This is a genomic window from Thermococcus fumicolans (assembly GCF_055386755.1).
The window spans coordinates 398514-412543 of sequence record NZ_AP042424.1 but is presented as its reverse complement, the minus strand read 5'-3'; the positions used below and the strand labels follow the sequence as shown (position 1 = coordinate 412543).

Sequence of the window (14030 nt, the reverse complement as noted above, 5' to 3'; positions counted from 1 at the left end):
ATCACCTGAATGCTTTCTTTCCGAACACCAGCCCCGCTAAGAAGCCGAGGCTTATAAGGTTGTGGAAGAGCCACATCACAGGGGAAAGGGCTAGGGCGTCTAAGTTTTTCGTCTTCCTCCAGAGCCTGAAACCCTCAGCGATAAGTATGAGCCAGTAAAAGGCAAAGAGCCACCGTATAATCAAAAAAGGTACCGCGAGGAACTCGAAGCCCATGAAAACCAGGGGAAAGAGCCAGATGGGAGAGAAGTACCCCTTCCTAATGGCCATGCTCTTAACGGCACCGTAGTTGAAGCTCTGCCTGAAAAAACCCCTCCAGGTTGAGCGGGCGAAGTAGTAGCTTCTAATTTCAGGATTGAAAAACAGTTTATAACCCTTCTTGTTTATCCTGAGGTTGAACTCAAAGTCATCACCAATTATCATATCCTCATCGAAAAACCCCACGTCCTTTAAGATAGTCTCCTTATCGTACAGAGCGAAGGCAACGGTCTTTGCAAAGTGCGGCTGCTCCTCGTACCAGAAGGTGCTCGCACCGCTCAGCGGGGAGGAGTATATCAAAGAAACGAACCTGGCCAGTCTGCTCTCGTAGAGCTTTATTATCTTCCCCCCAACTCCAGCAAGCTTTGACTCTTTTGTCTTAACCCTCAAAAATGTTTCCACGCTCCTTCTCAGGAAATCCCTTTCAGGGTAGGCATGGGCACCGAAGATAATGAAAAACTCCCCTCTTGACTCCCTGATCCCCATGTTGAACGCATAAACCTGCCTCCTCTTTGGATTAATCCTGTAGAACACAAGCCCCGGATACTTCTTTTCAAACTCCTTCACGATCTCAGCCGTTCTATCGGTGCTCATGCCGTCGTAAACCAGAATCTCGTAGCGGTCCTTAGGGTAATCCTGCTTCACCCACTCCTCAAGGCACTTCCTAATATAGCGCTCCTCGTTGTAAGCGGGGATTATGACCGAAACGAAAGGGAACTCATCGTTTTCATCCATCGGTTCCACCGGGGCAACCCTTATATTCAAAGACCGTATCCTACATTCGGTGTTCCCAATGTCAGATGAGCCTAAAAAATATTTCGTCCATCCCCTAGCCGTTGTTGAGGAGGGTGCAGAAATCGGTGAAGGAACCAGGATATGGCACTTCGCCCATGTCAGGAAGGGCGCTAAGATAGGTAAAAACTGCAACATCGGGAAGGACGTTTACATCGACGTTGACGTTGAGATAGGCAACAACGTTAAGATCCAGAACGGAGTGAGCGTCTATCACGGAGTCAAGGTTGAAGACGACGTTTTTCTCGGTCCGCACATGACGTTCACAAACGACCTCTATCCAAGAGCCTTCAACGAGGACTGGGAGGTTGTGCCAACCCTCGTAAAGAAGGGAGCAAGCATAGGGGCGCACGCCACCATCGTCTGTGGGGTAACCATAGGCGAGTACGCCATGGTTGGGGCGGGAGCGGTCGTTACCAGGGACGTTCCGCCCTTTGGCCTCGTCTACGGCAACCCCGCCCGCTTAAAGGGCTTCGTCTGCTACTGTGGGAGAAAACTGAATGAGGAGAACAAAATCGGCGAAGACGAAGAGAATGTCATCTTCAAGTGCTCCCACTGCGGGAGGGAGGTTAAAATAAGAAAGGAAGACTACGAGCGCTATTTAAAAGAGAAAGAGAAGGGGTGCTGAAGATGAGGAATATCCCCATAGCCAAACCCCTCATCGGGGATGATGAGATAAACGCCGTCGTCGAGGTTCTCAAGAGCGGAATGCTCGCCCACGGAAAAGAGGTTGAGGCCTTTGAAAGGGAGTTTGCAAACTATTTGGGGGCCAAGCACGGAATAGCCGTCGCCAACGGAACCGCTGCTCTCGATGTTGCCCTCAAGGCCCTTGGAATAAAGGACGGGGATGAGGTTATAACAACGCCTTTCACGTTCATCGCCACCGCCAGCTCGATCCTCTTCCAGAGGGCCAAGCCGGTTTTCGCGGACATCGACCCAAAAACCTTCAACCTTGACCCAAACGACGTTCTCGAAAGGATAACCGACAAAACAAAAGCAATCCTCGTCGTCCACCTCTACGGCCAACCCGCTGACATGAAGGCTTTCAGGGAGATAGTCGAGGATCACAAGCTCTATCTCATCGAGGACTGCGCCCAGGCCCACGGTGCTGAGTACAACGGCCAGATGGTCGGAACCTTTGGTGATATCGCGGCGTTCAGCTTCTATCCCACCAAGAACATGACAACTGGAGAGGGCGGAATGGTGGTCACCAACGACGATGAACTGGCTGAGAAAGCGAGGCTCATAAGGAGCCACGGACAGAAGGAACGCTACTACCACGTTACCCTGGGCTACAATCTGAGGATGACCAACATTGCAGGAGCGCTCGGAAGGGTTCAGCTGAGGAAGCTGGACGAATGGAACGAAGCGAGGAGAAAAAACGCCGAGAGGCTCAACGAGGGAATATCAAAGATAACCGGACTGACTCCACCTTACGTCGCCCCGAACGTCAAGCACGTCTACCACCAGTACACGATAAGGGTGGAGGAAGAGTTCCCGCTGAGCAGGGACGAGCTTGCAGAGAAGCTTAGAGAGAAGGGAATCGGAACCGGGATCTACTACCCACTGCCCCTCCATCACCAGCCGCTCTTTAAGGAGCTCGGATACGAGCAGGACTGCTGTCCGAACGCGATAGAAGCAAGCAAGAGAGTCCTCAGCCTGCCGGTGCACCCGGCGGTGAGCAGTGAGGACATAAACTATATAGTAAGCGCTCTCGAAGAGCTCTCCAGGTGACGTGAATGGAGGAAATCGAGGTGGTTTACAAAGACGGTGTGTTCGTTCCCATCAAAAAACTCAGGATCAAAGATGGCACTAGGGGAATAGTTATACTCCTCAGGGAGGATACCCTCATTGGAATAGCCAGGAAGCATCGAAAGAAAGTTAAAGAAGACCTCCTGAAGGCATTTGTGGAGGAAAGGCGATGATAGTGGTCGATACTTCTATTTTTATTGACTTATTCTTTGAATACCAGCCCGATAGAACCAGACTTTCAGAAGAGCTTTTCAAGATGATCGAAGGCAAACCAATCTTTGAGCCGGATTTATTCAAAATCGAACTTGCCTCCCAACTCGTGAGGAGGATGAGACAGGACGAGGCAGTGTCAACGGCAGAGGAAACCTTCAAACATCTGAACTTCGTATCCCTGTCCGATATCTTCGAGCTGGCGTTCCTAATAGCAATTGAAACGGGATGCCGTGCGGCAGATTCATTCTACATCGCTGCAGCCAAAACAACTGAATCAATCCTAGTATCGAGCGACAGAGTCCAAGTTGAAAGCGCAAAGAAATTCGGAATAAAGGCGTTTTATCTCCTTGAGGGAGCTGATGTCCTGGAGAGTATTAAGGAGATGGAGGGAGGATAATGCTCCGCGTTGGAGTGGTTGGCGTTGGGATGATGGGCCAGCACCATGCGAGGGTTTACTCAGAGCTGGCCAAAGAGGAAAAAGTCGAACTCGTTGGAGTTGCCGATGCCAACTTTGAGAGAGCAAAGGAAATAGCAAAGAAGTTCGGCACTATCCCCTACGCCGACTATAGGGAACTCGCGAGGGAACACTTGGACGCGGTAACTGTTGCCGTTCCAACTTCTCTCCACAAAGACGTCGCTCTGGAATTCATAAAGGAGGGAACGAGCGTTCTAGTCGAGAAGCCGATAGCAGACACCATAGAAAACGCCGAAGCCCTCATAAGTGCGGCGGAGGAGAGGGGAGTTACCCTGATGGTAGGTCACATCGAGAGGTTCAACCCTGCCGTACTGAGACTCAAGGAGCTGATATCTCAGGGGGAGCTGGGGAAGCTCGTGACCATCAGCGCCAAGAGAGTTGGGCCAATGGCGGCCCGCATACGTGATGTTGGGATAATAATAGACCTCGGGGTTCACGACATAGACGTGATAAGCTATCTCTTTGATGAGAGAGTCAGAACGGTTTACGCAAGGGCCGGAAACGTAGTTCACCCCGCGGGGGTCGAAGACCACGCCCTAATAACGCTCGGCTTTGACGAGGGCACGGGAATAGTCGAGACAAACTGGCTTACACCCCACAAAACGAGAAACCTCACCGTAGTCGGAACCGGTGGAATAGCGTACCTCAACTACATCGAACAGAGCTTAAGGCTCTACAACAGCGACTGGATCAAGGAGGCCAAGATCGAGAAGAGGGAACCCCTGAGGAACGAGATCGAGCACTTCATAGGGTGCGTTGAGGCGGGAAAGAGACCCATTGTTGACGGCGAAGCCGGTTTGCACGCCCTGAAGGTGGCTTTACTGGCCCAAGAGAGCGCAAGAACAGGAAAGGTTCTGGAGGTGAAAGAATGAAGCTTATCGGGCTGGGCAGGGAGCAGGTTAAGGAGGCCTTCAGAAACGGGAAGTTTACGATAGCGGTTTACGGAATGGGCAAGATGGGCCTCCCGCTGGCGGCAGTCTTTGCAGACCACGGGGCCAACGTTATCGGTGTTGACATCAACGAAAAGGTTGTCGAGAGGATTAATAGGGGCGAGAATCACATCAAAGAGGAGCCAGGTCTCAATGAGCTCGTTAGGAAGAATGTCGAAGCCGGAAGACTAAGAGCAACTATCGACGGCGTCTGGGCTGCTAAACAGGCCGACGTTATGGTCATCCTAGTGCCAACCCTTACCGATGAGAGGGGAAACCTAAAGCTTAATCCAGTCTACGATGTTGCCGAGAAGATAAGCCAGGGGCTTGAAAAAGGCGATATAGTCATAACCGAGGCCACCATGCCGCCGGGAACTACGGAGAGCCTCGTCCCGATCCTAGAAAAATCTGGACTTAAACTCGGCGATTTTGGTTTAGCACATGCCCCCGAGAGGACTATGACGGGAACCGCGATAAGAGATATCACCGGCCAGTATCCGAAGATAGTCGGTGCGAGCGACGAGAAGACCCTTGAAGCAGTTATTGGAATCTACGAAACCATCAACAGGAAGGGCGTCGTCCCGATGAGTTCTATAAAGGCGGCCGAGGCAGTTAAAGTCTTCGAAGGCGTCTACCGCGACGTCAACATTGCCCTTGCCAACGAATTAGCTATGTGGTGCGAGGAGCACGGTTTGGATGCCCTCGAAGTGTTCCAAGCTGCAAATACACAGCCCTACTGCCACCTTCACATGCCCGGTGCCGGCGTTGGAGGACACTGCATCCCCGTGTACCCATGGTTCGTGATAAACCTTGCCAGGAAAACCAACCCGAGACTGATCAAGACCGCGAGGGAGATAAACGACTCAATGCCGCACCACGTTGTTGAGCTCACAGTTAAGGCCCTGAACGAAGCCGGCAAACCTTTGAAGGGAAGCAACATCCTTGTTCTCGGCTTGACCTTCAGAGGTGGCGTTAGGGAGTTTATGAAGGCGGCTGCAAAGCCCATCATAGAGGAGCTCAAAGAATGGGGCGCCAACGTTTACGCCTACGATCCACTATGTACAAAGGAAGACGCTGAGCGCTTTGAAGCTGAGTGGAAGGAGGACTTCGATGGAGTTGACGCGATAGTCATCACCGCCGACCACAGGGAGTTCAAGGAGCTAAACCTTGAGAAAATCGCGAAGGAAATGCGCACAAAAGTTATCATCGACGGGAGGAACGTTGTTGACCCTGAGAAAGCTGAGAAGGCGGGCTTCATCTACATGAGGGTAGGACGGGTCAGATAAGCTAGCCAAGCTCTTACCACGTTTTCCCACCCATATCTCACCGCCTGGCTCTTTCCTATCATTCCCATTTTCCTGCCAAGTTTTCCATCATCAAGGAGCGCGAGGAGAGCCCTCCCGAACTCCCCAGCCTCAATAACAAACCCACTCCTCCCGTTCTCCACCAGAAACCTCGCGGCGTTCATAGGGGCATCGAGCGTGATCACAGGAAGACTGGAAGCCATAGCTTCAAGAACAACCATGCCAAAGCCCTCCCTCCTTGATGGGAGTACGAAGACCTTAGATGCCTTCATGAGGGCGATGACGTCGTCGTGAGACTGGAAAAAGCCTGTGAAGGCAACGTTGTTCTTCAGCCCCAGTATGCTGGAAAGCCTCTCAAGCTTTTCCCTCTCTGGACCGTCGCCCACCACAATCGCCTGAACGTCGGGGATTTCCTTTTTCACCTCGACCAGGGCCCTCAAAAGCAGGCCCACGCCCTTTTCGGGAATGAGCCTGCCAACGAAAATAACGTCTGACTCCAGCTCGGCGGGAGGAACCGACCTTATCCTCTCAACGTCAACGCCGTTGGGAATCACAGCCACGGGCTTTCTCAGACCGGCCTCAATTAAATCAAACTTCGTCTTCCATGAAACGGCAACGTGGCGATCAAAGGAAAAGAGCGCCCTCTCAACGGCCTTTCCCACTATCCCAGCGGGACCCCAGTACCCCAGCCAGTAACCCCCCCAGAACTCGTGCCACGTCAGAACGGCGTTTTTGAGGCCCTTTAAAGCCAGCGCTCCGGGATAGAAGAGGTTCTGAACGTCAACGACGTCGTAGCTCTTGAGCTCTTCCCTAACCAGAGGGAGCTTCGACGCCAGTTGGAGCATGGGGAAGGGACTCCTCTTTCCCAAAAGATAAATCTTTCCAAGGGGAGTGAGACCGTGATAGTGAATCCCACTCCGCTCGATTTCAGAGCTCCCCTCCCAGTGCCTGTATCCATAGACATGAACCTCGTGCTTCTTGGCCAGCCTCCTGGCCAGCTCGTAAATCCTCCTCTCAACCCCGCCCTTCACCCACGGGTAGATCACGTCGTAGACGAACGCTACCCTCAACGTCTCCCCCACGCACACCGCCGCATATACTAACGTCGGCAGGTTTATAAGTTAAAGCCCCAGTCCAGTTAAAGGGAGCAGAGCGAGAGGAGATGGGCCATGGTCTCGACTTTAGTGACGGCTCTGGGTGCGATAGCTTTGTTCTGGGTGGCGGTGTACATCCTGTTCAGGGAGAGGAGCAACGAAGAGGAAGGGTTAGCGGTTGATGTGTTCATAATCATGTGGCGCACCAAGAGGCTCCTGGGGTTTATAGACAGGCTCGCTCAGAGGAGCAGAAAGCTCTGGAAGGTTTACGCCGACGTCGGCATAGCGCTAGGCTTCATGGGAATGGCTTACGTCTTCTACGCCCTCTTTAAAACGGCCATGGCCACGGTTCAGACCCACGGAAGGCAGGCCGGAGTTCAGCTCGTAATCCCAGGCCTCACGATACCCCTCTGGTACGGCCTCATAGGGCTGGCCGTCGTCATGATCGTCCACGAGCTGAGTCACGGTGTAACCGCGAGGGCCGACGGACTGCCCCTCAAGTCGGTCGGGCTCGTTCTCTTCTTCGTGATCCCAGGTGCTTTCGTGGAACCGGACGAGGAGGAGCTCAAAAGGGCCCCCCTCCGGACGAGACTCAGGGTGTACGGGGCAGGTTCGCTCGCAAACATAGTGACCGCTCTTATAGCCGTCATGGTGATAAACCTCGCCCTAACTCCCCTGCTCCAGCCGGCCGGTATCGAGGTCGCCGGCGTGGTGCAGGGTGCCCCGGCGTTTGGGGTTCTGGAGAAGGGGGACGTTATAGTCGGGATAAACGGCGAAACGATAAAGACCCTCGAGGACTTCGAGAAGGCAATAAACGGCACGAGGCCGGGTGAAGTCATAACCCTCACGGTTCTGAGGAACGGGGAGGAGAAAAGCCTAAGCCTGAAGCTGGGCGCGAGGGAGAACAACCCCGACAAGCCCTACATCGGGATATACCTGGGCCAGCACTACACCTCGAAGGTCGGCCACGAAGGGCTGATATTCCCGCTCTTCTTCGCGTTCTACTGGATATACATCCTCAACCTGGGAATAGGGCTGATGAACCTCTTCCCGCTCGTCCCACTCGACGGCGGCAGGATGCTCGACGATGTCCTGAAGGAGTACCTCCCAGAGAACGTAGTGAAGCCGGTTAGGTACGCGACGATAGGCGTGGGTTTACTCCTGCTCGCCCTCAACCTCTGGCCGGCCCTCCTGAACTTGGCCAGATAAAAACGCTCAGAGGGGGCGGATCGAGAGGTTCCCCCTGCTGAACCTGAACTCGGCCTCCGACGGGGTGAAGTCGGGGAGCAGGGACTTCCTCACCAGCATCCTCTCGATGCCTGGGGTTCCGGTGGGCTTGAATTCAATTATGTGCTCAGAATACTGCGAGAGCCACTCTATGAAGCGCCTGCTGGCCCTCTCCCTGTTGAGGAGCAGGATGTCTATGGGCCCAACTCCCCCGTTCCTCAGGAGGCCCGCCTCCTTCATCATCATGCCCCTTCTGAGGATCCTCATTGAGGCCTCCTCCCCAAACAGGTCGGGGAGCGCGTCTATCGTGACCGAGATCCTCACAGGGTTCCTGCCGTTCAAACGCTCCTCGAAGATCCTCCCGTGTACCCTCTCCAACTTGGCCAGAAACGTCTCGGAGTCTATCGTGCCGGGATAGTAGACGAAAGGCAGATCAGCCCTAACACCGTAAAGGGACCCTATGATGTCAACTATCGCGAGTCTGCCGAGTTTACCCTCCTCAAGAACGTCGTAGCGCATTGTCAGGGCGTACTTCTCGAGCAGGCTTATTGGAAACGAATAGCTGGTGATAAGTCCAAAGCCGCCGAGCTCGGTCAGCCTCCTGAAGATCTGAACGCCCACAGTCCACCCGAAGGATGAGGCATCGTAGATGACGAGAAGCGTGCCCCCCTCGAGCAACCCTCCGCCGAGCATTACGTCGAGCTCGTCCACCCCTGTCCTCACAACCTTAGGCTTGAACCTTTCGAGAATCTCCTCCATAATCGTCACCAAACCACGTTCCACGCAATCGTTTTTAAACCCATTCACGATCATCGGAACATGGACAGAAAGTGTTCAAAGTGCGGTCGTCCAGCAGTCTATCACGCCCGCTACACCGGGAGGTACTACTGCCACAAGCACTTCAACGAGATGGTTGAAAAGAAGTTCAAGGAGACCGTCAAGAAGTACCGCCTCATCGAGAAGGGCGAGAGGGTAGCGGTTGGGGTTTCCGGTGGAAAGGACAGCGTGGTTCTGATGCACCTCCTGGCAAAGCTCCGAGAGAAGTTCCCCTTCGAGCTAGTCGCGATAACGATAGATGAAGGCATAGCAGGATACAGACCTCCAAGCGTGGAGATAGCGAAGAGGAACGCGAAGAAGCTCGGAATAGAGCACAGGATTTATTCCTTCAAGGAATACATTGGCTTCACGTTGGATGAGACCGTTGAGATAATGGGGAGCTTCGAGAAGGGCGAAAGAGTCGGTGCCTGCTCCTACTGCGGCGTCTGGAGGAGATGGCTTTTAAACTACGCGGCAAAGGACGTCGGAGCCGACAAATTAGCGGTAGGCCACAACCTGGATGATGAAGTCCAGATGTTCATAATGAACATCCTCCGCGGTGACATAGCCCGATTGGGAAGAACAGGCCCCTACTACGAGGAAATCCACCCGGAGCTTGTGCCGAGGATAAAGCCCCTCCGTGAGATTCCCGAGAAGGAGATAGTCCTCTACGCGGTTCTGAACAACATTGAGGTTGATTTAAGCGAGTGCCCATACGCGGTTGAAGCCTTTAGGGCCGAAATAAGGGACTGGCTCAACGAGATGGAAGAAAAGCATCCGGGAACGAAGTATCAAATCCTGCGGAGCTACGACAAGCTCTTCCCGCTCATCGCGAAGACCTACACCAAGAAAACCAGCGAGCTGAACCGCTGTAAGATATGCGGTCAGCCTACAACCGGGGAGATATGCAAGGTCTGCCAGTTCCGCCTTCAGGTCGAGAGGAAGGCGAGGGAAAGGGAACTGACATTCAGGGTCAAGTAATAGGTGGTTATCGTACTGAACAGCTCTTTATAAATACCTGTTTGGCATACTAAACAACCTTTATAAACCAGGCGCCGTGACCTTTCAAATCCTGAGCGATGGAACGTAAATGGGAAAAAGGTGATCGAAATCGTTCCGCTGTGGAGGTTCCTCCTTGAGGGTTATTGAAACACCGATAAGCATGGAAGAGCTCGAAGAACTCAGGAAAAGGAGCAAAGCGGAGGTCGAGCTGGTTCTCCTTGGAAAAATTGAGAGAAACGGCATAACCCTCAACAGGGTCCTGATTGAGGGAAGTCCTGAGGAAATCGAGCGCTTCATAGAGAAGCTCAGACTGGCCAGGGCCGGCGGGTAGTTTATGGAGCTAACTCAGATCACTACTGAGGAAAAAGAAAGCTAAACTAAACCTATTACCTACTCGGTCTTTTCTATCTCCACGTTACCCTTAACGAGGCGGAAGACGTAGCCCTTCTCGTTGGGAACGAAGGTCGGAAGAGGTGAACTCCTAACGAAGAGCCTCTCCTCACTAGGGTTCTCGGTCGGTTCGATCTCTATAACGTACTGACTGTAGAGGGCCATCCACGAGACGAGCTCCTCAGAGGCCCGATTCCTGTTGAGGAGGAATATGTTCAGGGGCCTCTTCCGCTTCTCGCTTATCCTGGCCCTCTCCTTAAGGGCCATCAGGCGCTGAAAAGTCCTTATGAAGTTCTTCTCGCCCAGAAGGAACGCCATGCCGTCGACGGTTACATCTATCCCCACTGGCCTCCTGTCGCCGATGAGGTTCTTCAAGAGCCGCCTGTAGAGCTCTGTGTACTTGGGGACGAAAGTTCCCGTGTCCATTGTTGGATCCGTGTAAACGAACTCCTCAGGGTAGTTTATGCCGTAGAACGACGAGAATATGTCTATGACTGCCAGATCCCCCTTAGCGGCCATAGCCTCTATATCGTAGTTGATCGCACCTAGCTCCATCTTCAAAGGGGTGAGTGGGAGAACGGAATCTATTATCACCCCAAAATCGCCCATCTCGATCCTCCTTCTCAGTATCTCAAGCCCGAGCGCCCAGCCGCGGGAGTAGGTCCTGTAGACTATCAGAAGGTTGCTGTCCTCGAGCAGGCCCCCACCCAAGGCATCGTCGAGAACTGGGATACCCGTGCTGAGGATCTCCATGGAGCCTCACCCCCATGGAGTATGCCCAAGGGGTATTTAACACTAACCTTTGAGGAGGTTGTACTCTGAAATTCAGAGAGAGTCCACGCTATAAATACTATGAGGCCTACCTCAAATTGAGGTGACGCAGATGGAGGAGGTAGAGGAGCTCAGGCAAGTGCTCGAGAGGGTCGAGGGGAAGATAATAGCCGCGGCAAACGTCTACGGGGCGATGAACTTCACCATATGGCTGGTGGCAATGAGCCTGTTCTTCGTCCTCTTGGGATTCGGGCTTTCCAACCCCACAGGAGCCCTCATCTACTGGGGATCGGCGATAATCCTGGGCGTCTACGCGAGCGTAAAGCTCTGGAGAAGGATAGAGAGACTCGCCGGTACGGAAAAGGGAAGAGAAGCTGGGGCGGTTGGAATCGGCGTGTCGTGGGCGATAGGTTCCTTCATCGGCTGGTGGGTGATACCCAACATGACGAACATAGGGGTTAGTGAAGATTCCCGCCTCGCCGTCGGGTTCCTGGTCTTTATAGGACTCTCGCTCCTCGGCCAGTGGTTGGTGATGGGCGGTGGAAAGTGGCACCGCGAGATGATCCCGTCGTTCCTTCTCCCGTTCCTCGCGATTCCGAGGGCAATGGAGATCGAGAGGGCTGCAATACTGTGGGCGGGCTTCGTAGTGGTTGTATCTTACGGTCTAACTGTGCTCCTCTACCTGTACTCGGCCTTCAAGGCCATAGAGCGGTGATAGCATGGAGCCCCTCAGGGAGCTGGTTAAGAACCACGTCCTTGGAAATCCCGTGAGACTGGCGATAGTGCTCTACCTCCTGCCGAGGGGAAGGGCCCTCTTCAAAGACCTCCTGGTAGTCCTAAAGCTCACCCCCGGCAACCTCGATTCCCACCTAAAGGCCCTCGAGAGGGCAGGCTACGTTGAGGTCTACAAGGTCTTCGCAGACAGGCCTAGAACGGCCGTGAGGATCACCGAGAAGGGAGCGATTGAGGCCCGGAACTACATGAGGGCCCTGAAGGAGGCCCTCTCCGCCGTCTCTTCCCCCGATTAAACCGGCCTGTCCACGGGGATCAGGATCAATCCCGCCTCTTCTCCATCTCCCCCTCCGCCTTTCTCATGAGCTCCCTCTTCCTCTCGATGCGGTACTCCTCCACCAGTCTGAGGAACTTCTCGGTTTCCCTCTCGCGGTCTTCCTCCTCCCACCCGGCCAAAAGCTCCTCGATGGCCTTTTCGAGGGTCTCTCTCTCGACGACGGCGAACTCATCGACGCGCTTCACATCCAGCTCTTCACCAGTGAAGAATGGCACATGGGCCTCGCGGAGAACCTCCGCCACAGTTTCTGGCAGGGGCTTCTCGGTTATCAAAGCCCTTATCCCCCTCTCTACCAGCTCCTCAGCTATGGCCTTTCCAGCTCCAGCGGGGTTTATCACGAAGAGGACGTCGCCCCTCCTCAACCCGACTTCACGCTCAATCCTCTCCAGCTCGCGCCAGCTGAGGACCTTCAGAACCTTAAGCGGAACCGCGGAACCGCGCATCTCTACCACGTTCATGCGCTTGACCTGCACTAGGTCTCTGCTGAGACGCTCGATTACTGCCTTAGCTTCCCTCAGCTGCCTCTCGAGGAGCTCTATGCGCTTCACCTTGGCCTCCAGCTCCCTCTCGCGGAGGATCTTCCTCCTAACCTCCTCGTCGTAGTCGACCAGCTTCCTCTCGAGCCTGCCTATCGTCTTCCTCTGCTCTCTGATTATTTCCCTGAGCTCGCGGTTCTCGCTCTCCAGCATCTCTATCCTCTTTTCAAGCTCCCTTATGCGCCTGAGGTAAGGGGTAACGTCCACGCTCTCCTTTGCCTGTTCCTCAGGCCTCTCCTCGGTCTTCCTCTCTCTGAGGGAAACCTTCTGCATCGCCTCGCCGAGGTTGTAGCCCTGTATGACGAGGGCCTTAACTTCCTCAGCCTTCTTCGTCAGGCCGGCTTCCCTGAGCCTCGCATCTATGTGCTCCAGCTTGGGCTTGAGGCGGAGGTAGGCCTTGTAAGCTGCAGCCAAAGCGTCGCGCTGGTGGTCGTCCTCCACGCTGATCCCCAGATTTCTCAGGAGCTCGTTCTTCTCCTCTATCCTGAGGCTCTCCCTGGGGACGAACAGCTGGGCCTTGAAGGAGCGCGCTATCTTCTCGACGAATCCCGGTGCAGGAGAAACGTCGGTAGCAACTATAACGGGGTGCCCTATCTCGCCCACGAACCTGAAGACCTCACCGACAGGCATGTTCCTCTGGCTGTGGAGGGCGACTATCCTTCCGTTCAGGTCTATGGCCGCTATGCCGACTGTTATGCCAGGATCTATGCCAACTATTATGCTCTTCCTCTCCCTTATAGCCTCCTCGCCCTTGAGCGGCGCAAAGCCGAGCTCAGCCCTCTCAACCGGCTGGATCCTGACCTCCACGTCGCCGCCGCGCATCGGCCTTATCAGCCCGGCCAGCTCCTCCCTGCTCGCATAAACCCTGAACTCGCCCCTCGCCAGTCCGTAGTCCCTCTCCTCGGTCTCGAGGTCGAAGGGTATGTCTGCCCTTCTCAGCCTGTCCTCTATCTCGCGCACCTTGTCGCGGACGAGGTTATGCACCCTCTTCCTGTAACGGTCCTGGCTCCAGCCGCCCTTCCCGTGGCTCCTCCCGCGGGTTACCTTTACGATTACCTCATCCTCAAAAGCCAAAACCTCATAGCCGACTCCTTTGCTCGCGAGCAAAGCAGAGAGCTTGGCCTCCTCGTAGGGGTCGAAGCGGTCAAGGGTTCTTATCCCGTGCTCCTTAGCCAGGCTCTGCAGGCTTCTCTGCTCGCCTGGCCGCCCGGTAACTTGGACGAGCTTCGTTTCGGGTGGAAGTGAGCGGAGGAACTTCCTTAGGTCGTCGCCGAGCTCGGTAACGCTGTCGATGGCCACTATGTCCGGTCTCTTGCTCTGGATGAAGCGGATCAAGCGGTAGAGGGTGAACTCACCCTTTCTCTCCAGTTTTCCATTGAACCAGCTCACGACGGCGAACCTCTT

The 14030-nt window shown here is 54.3% G+C and carries 16 protein-coding genes; 11 read left to right on the top strand and 5 right to left on the bottom strand.

Annotated elements, in window-relative coordinates; all coding sequences use genetic code 11:
• Position 1: 1 nt before the first annotated feature.
• Positions 2–991 (bottom strand): glycosyltransferase family 2 protein, encoded by a 990-nt coding sequence (locus ACZ5AM_RS02260; RefSeq protein WP_464915326.1) that lies wholly within the window; start codon positions 989–991, stop codon positions 2–4.
• Positions 992–1049: 58 nt separating this feature from the next.
• Here ACZ5AM_RS02260 and ACZ5AM_RS02255 point away from each other — a divergent pair, with 58 nt between their 5' ends.
• The 6 genes from ACZ5AM_RS02255 to ACZ5AM_RS02230 are packed head-to-tail and all read left to right on the top strand — an operon-like array spanning position 1050 to position 5703.
• Positions 1050–1676: an acyltransferase gene (locus tag ACZ5AM_RS02255; protein ID WP_464915894.1), complete on the top strand. Its 627-nt coding sequence runs from the start codon at positions 1050–1052 to the stop codon at positions 1674–1676.
• Between the two features lie 2 nt (positions 1677–1678).
• Positions 1679–2782 (top strand): DegT/DnrJ/EryC1/StrS family aminotransferase, encoded by a 1104-nt coding sequence (locus tag ACZ5AM_RS02250; protein WP_464915325.1) that lies wholly within the window; start codon positions 1679–1681, stop codon positions 2780–2782.
• A 5-nt stretch (positions 2783–2787) separates the two neighbouring features.
• Complete coding sequence (locus tag ACZ5AM_RS02245) at positions 2788–2973, top strand: antitoxin AF2212-like protein (protein ID WP_464915324.1); 186 nt, start codon at positions 2788–2790, stop codon at positions 2971–2973.
• Positions 2970–3410, top strand: coding sequence for a type II toxin-antitoxin system VapC family toxin (locus ACZ5AM_RS02240; protein WP_464915323.1), 441 nt, complete (start codon positions 2970–2972; stop codon positions 3408–3410). Before ACZ5AM_RS02245 ends, ACZ5AM_RS02240 begins: the two co-directional genes overlap by 4 nt.
• Positions 3410–4360: a UDP-N-acetylglucosamine 3-dehydrogenase gene (locus ACZ5AM_RS02235; protein WP_464915322.1), complete on the top strand. Its 951-nt coding sequence runs from the start codon at positions 3410–3412 to the stop codon at positions 4358–4360. The genes ACZ5AM_RS02240 and ACZ5AM_RS02235 overlap by 1 nt, the downstream gene beginning before the upstream one ends.
• Positions 4357–5703: a nucleotide sugar dehydrogenase gene (locus tag ACZ5AM_RS02230; protein ID WP_464915321.1), complete on the top strand. Its 1347-nt coding sequence runs from the start codon at positions 4357–4359 to the stop codon at positions 5701–5703. The genes ACZ5AM_RS02235 and ACZ5AM_RS02230 overlap by 4 nt, the downstream gene beginning before the upstream one ends.
• Here ACZ5AM_RS02230 and ACZ5AM_RS02225 read toward each other — a convergent pair.
• Positions 5676–6791 carry a glycosyltransferase family 4 protein gene (locus ACZ5AM_RS02225; RefSeq protein WP_464915320.1) on the bottom strand — a complete coding sequence of 372 codons (1116 nt, stop codon included), beginning with the start codon at positions 6789–6791 and terminating at the stop codon, positions 5676–5678. The two genes, ACZ5AM_RS02230 and ACZ5AM_RS02225, sit on opposite strands and share 28 nt — an antisense overlap.
• Before the next feature lie 99 nt (positions 6792–6890).
• On the opposite strand from ACZ5AM_RS02225, the gene ACZ5AM_RS02220 reads away from it, so the two are divergent.
• Complete coding sequence (locus tag ACZ5AM_RS02220) at positions 6891–8024, top strand: site-2 protease family protein (RefSeq protein ID WP_464915319.1); 1134 nt, start codon at positions 6891–6893, stop codon at positions 8022–8024.
• Between the two features lie 6 nt (positions 8025–8030).
• On the opposite strand, the gene ACZ5AM_RS02215 is transcribed toward ACZ5AM_RS02220, so the two are convergent.
• Positions 8031–8810, bottom strand: a complete 780-nt coding sequence (locus ACZ5AM_RS02215; protein WP_464915318.1) for a hypothetical protein — start codon at positions 8808–8810, stop codon at positions 8031–8033.
• Between the two features lie 51 nt (positions 8811–8861).
• Here ACZ5AM_RS02215 and ACZ5AM_RS02210 point away from each other — a divergent pair, with 51 nt between their 5' ends.
• Complete coding sequence (locus ACZ5AM_RS02210; RefSeq protein WP_464915317.1) at positions 8862–9839, top strand: TIGR00269 family protein; 978 nt, start codon at positions 8862–8864, stop codon at positions 9837–9839.
• Between the two features lie 154 nt (positions 9840–9993).
• A complete protein-coding gene (locus ACZ5AM_RS02205) occupies positions 9994–10191 on the top strand; it encodes a TIGR04140 family protein (protein WP_464915316.1) in 198 nt (65 codons plus the stop codon).
• Positions 10192–10250: 59 nt separating this feature from the next.
• On the opposite strand, the gene ACZ5AM_RS02200 is transcribed toward ACZ5AM_RS02205, so the two are convergent.
• Positions 10251–11003 carry an RAD55 family ATPase gene (locus ACZ5AM_RS02200; RefSeq protein WP_464915315.1) on the bottom strand — a complete coding sequence of 251 codons (753 nt, stop codon included), beginning with the start codon at positions 11001–11003 and terminating at the stop codon, positions 10251–10253.
• A 130-nt stretch (positions 11004–11133) separates the two neighbouring features.
• On the opposite strand from ACZ5AM_RS02200, the gene ACZ5AM_RS02195 reads away from it, so the two are divergent.
• Positions 11134–11736, top strand: a complete 603-nt coding sequence (locus ACZ5AM_RS02195) for a hypothetical protein (RefSeq protein WP_464915314.1) — start codon at positions 11134–11136, stop codon at positions 11734–11736.
• A 4-nt stretch (positions 11737–11740) separates the two neighbouring features.
• On the top strand, positions 11741–12049 hold the full coding sequence (locus ACZ5AM_RS02190) for a transcriptional regulator (RefSeq protein ID WP_464915313.1): 309 nt from the start codon (positions 11741–11743) through the stop codon (positions 12047–12049).
• Positions 12050–12074: 25 nt separating this feature from the next.
• Here ACZ5AM_RS02190 and ACZ5AM_RS02185 read toward each other — a convergent pair whose 3' ends face one another.
• Positions 12075–14015: a DUF460 domain-containing protein gene (locus tag ACZ5AM_RS02185; protein WP_464915312.1), complete on the bottom strand. Its 1941-nt coding sequence runs from the start codon at positions 14013–14015 to the stop codon at positions 12075–12077.
• Positions 14016–14030 lie beyond the last annotated feature (15 nt).

Excerpts from the sequence above, each read along its gene's own strand:
- ACZ5AM_RS02260 (WP_464915326.1), bottom strand. The coding sequence starts at position 991 with ATGGATGAAAACGATGAGTTCCCTTTCGTTTCGGTCATAATCCCCGCT.
- ACZ5AM_RS02255 (WP_464915894.1), top strand. The coding sequence starts at position 1,050 with ATGTCAGATGAGCCTAAAAAATATTTCGTCCATCCCCTAGCCGTTGTT.
- ACZ5AM_RS02250 (WP_464915325.1), top strand. The coding sequence starts at position 1,679 with ATGAGGAATATCCCCATAGCCAAACCCCTCATCGGGGATGATGAGATA.
- ACZ5AM_RS02245 (WP_464915324.1), top strand. The coding sequence starts at position 2,788 with ATGGAGGAAATCGAGGTGGTTTACAAAGACGGTGTGTTCGTTCCCATC.
- ACZ5AM_RS02240 (WP_464915323.1), top strand. The coding sequence starts at position 2,970 with ATGATAGTGGTCGATACTTCTATTTTTATTGACTTATTCTTTGAATAC.
- ACZ5AM_RS02235 (WP_464915322.1), top strand. The coding sequence starts at position 3,410 with ATGCTCCGCGTTGGAGTGGTTGGCGTTGGGATGATGGGCCAGCACCAT.
- ACZ5AM_RS02230 (WP_464915321.1), top strand. The coding sequence starts at position 4,357 with ATGAAGCTTATCGGGCTGGGCAGGGAGCAGGTTAAGGAGGCCTTCAGA.
- ACZ5AM_RS02220 (WP_464915319.1), top strand. The coding sequence starts at position 6,891 with ATGGTCTCGACTTTAGTGACGGCTCTGGGTGCGATAGCTTTGTTCTGG.
- ACZ5AM_RS02210 (WP_464915317.1), top strand. The coding sequence starts at position 8,862 with ATGGACAGAAAGTGTTCAAAGTGCGGTCGTCCAGCAGTCTATCACGCC.
- ACZ5AM_RS02200 (WP_464915315.1), bottom strand. The coding sequence starts at position 11,003 with ATGGAGATCCTCAGCACGGGTATCCCAGTTCTCGACGATGCCTTGGGT.
- ACZ5AM_RS02195 (WP_464915314.1), top strand. The coding sequence starts at position 11,134 with ATGGAGGAGGTAGAGGAGCTCAGGCAAGTGCTCGAGAGGGTCGAGGGG.
- ACZ5AM_RS02190 (WP_464915313.1), top strand. The coding sequence starts at position 11,741 with ATGGAGCCCCTCAGGGAGCTGGTTAAGAACCACGTCCTTGGAAATCCC.